Source organism: Thiohalocapsa sp., from assembly GCF_019695415.1.
In the GTDB taxonomy this organism is placed as follows: Bacteria; Pseudomonadota; Gammaproteobacteria; order Chromatiales; family Chromatiaceae; genus Thiohalocapsa.
On record NZ_JAIFKJ010000040.1, the window covers coordinates 1 to 1870 of the forward strand.

At 64.9% G+C, this 1870-nt stretch carries 2 protein-coding genes; one reads left to right on the forward strand and one right to left on the reverse strand.

Annotated elements, in window-relative coordinates:
- The coding region (locus I6U14_RS00500) for a transposase (protein WP_296895988.1) at nt 1–399 on the forward strand (399 nt) is incomplete at its 5' end.
- Nucleotides 400–690: 291 nt separating this feature from the next.
- On the opposite strand, the gene I6U14_RS00505 is transcribed toward I6U14_RS00500, so the two are convergent.
- On the reverse strand, nt 691–1695 hold the full coding sequence (locus tag I6U14_RS00505) for an IS110 family transposase (RefSeq protein WP_296895990.1): 1005 nt from the start codon (nt 1693–1695) through the stop codon (nt 691–693).
- Nucleotides 1696–1870 lie beyond the last annotated feature (175 nt).

Here is a 1870-nt window from a genome sequence, read left to right on the forward strand (position 1 = left end):
GATGCCGACAGCGGCATCGTGCACAGCCTCGAGACCACGACGGCCAAGGTGCATGACAGCCAGGTCTGGGACGAGCTCCTGCACGGCGGAGAGACATCGGTCTGGGCGGACAAGGGCTATGTCAGCGCCACGCGGGAGACCGCGTTCTCCGGCCCCGGCAAGTTCTGGGGCGTCATGAGGAAGGCGCCGAAGGGCGGCGCGCTGCACCCCGTCGACGAGGACATCAACCGGATCATCGCCATGGTGCGGGCCCGGGTCGAGCATCCCTTCCGCGTGCTCAAGCGCCAGTTCGGGTATCTGAAGACCCGCTACCGCGGCCTCGCCAAGAACCGGGCACAACTCTTCACGCTGTTCGCCCTCGGCAACCTGTTCCTCGTCCGACAAAGGCTGCTGGCATGAGGCGGAGTCTGCCCTCCGACGCCGATTTCTGCCATTCGGGCCGGCAGATATGTGAACCGGCCCTTTAATTGCGGTTCCTCGTCAAGCCTGTTTCTGCGTCCGAGCCGGGGTCATGGTCCTTTTCGAGGTCACGGCCTCATGGTGATGTTCGGGTCGGGTGCCGTCAGCGTATGGAGCGCAGGTGCTTTGGGAGCCTGCAGCCGATTCATCGAGGTCACCGCAACCGCCGTCCCGGCGGGACATCACAGGTCTGGCGTCAGGCCTGCAATCTCAGTGTGAGGTCAGGGGGGCTCATGCCGTCATTTCTTTCCCCCATTCGAAGACCGTCCCGTCGACCCAGATGCAGTGGAGGATCACAGCCAGCTTCCGGGCCACCGCGACTTGGGCCTTCTTCATGCCGTTGCGCTTGGCAAGGCGCAGGCCCCATGCCTTCAGCGCGCACCATCTCTTGGTTCGATGCAGCAGGACGCTGGCCGCTTCGAACAGATAGGTTCGCAGCAGGCGGTCGCCCCATCGCGACACGCGGCCACTCGTATCTGTTTCGCCGGACTGTTTTCGACGTGGTGTCAGGCCGAGATAGGCGCCGACCGTCGCCGCACTCTTGAAGCGCGAGGGGTCGTCGATCGTGTGACGGAAGGTGAGCGCCGTCACCACGCCGATCCCCGGCACCGTCATCAGACGGCGCGTGGTGTCGTCTTCCTTGGCGAGTTGGCGGACCCTGCGATCGAGCCCGTCCAACTCGCTACAGACATGTGCGTGGACGGAGAGCAGCGGCAGTAGCACCGGCCACAGGACATGTCCTTCGCCAGACAGTTCTTCCACGCGACGACGGAACTGCCAGCCGATCGAGCGGGAGAAGATCAGTCCGCACTCCTTCAGCATGGCGCGCATCTGGTTTTCGAGATCACGCCGGATCCGTACCAGGCGCGACCGCGTGAGCAGCAGCGATCTGGCTTGTTGGCTCGCCTCGCTCTTCACGGCAACCTCCCGATACCAGCCGATCCGGACCAGTTCGGCGAGACCACGCGCATCGTTCTCGTCGCTCTTGTTCATCCGCACCGAAAGCGCGGCATGGGCATGGCGGGCGTCGATGCAGACCACCGGCAGGCCGATCCGCCGGAGCTCGTGCCATAGCCAGCTCGACATGGCACCGGTCTCGAAGCCAACGCGTTCGGCATGCGGTGCCTTCTTGCCCAACAGCGCTGCCAAGGCGCCGGGATCGGAGGCCACGCGACCTTGATAGATGGGCCGGCCTGCCTGGGGATCCAGGGCCGGGGAGGAATGAAACACCGACATGGTAGGGAGAACGAACAAGTCGCTGTGCCGGGTGCTCGGGGATGTCGAGCGCCGCAGCGTAGAGCACGACGCCAGCGGCGCCTCGCAGCAGGACCGCGACAATACCTGGGACGGCGTCGTCTTCCGGCTCGGACCGCATCGTCTGACCGTCGGCATCACCGAGGTCGACGAAATC

Excerpts from the sequence above, each read along its gene's own strand:
- I6U14_RS00505 (WP_296895990.1), bottom strand. The coding sequence starts at position 1,695 with ATGTCGGTGTTTCATTCCTCCCCGGCCCTGGATCCCCAGGCAGGCCGG.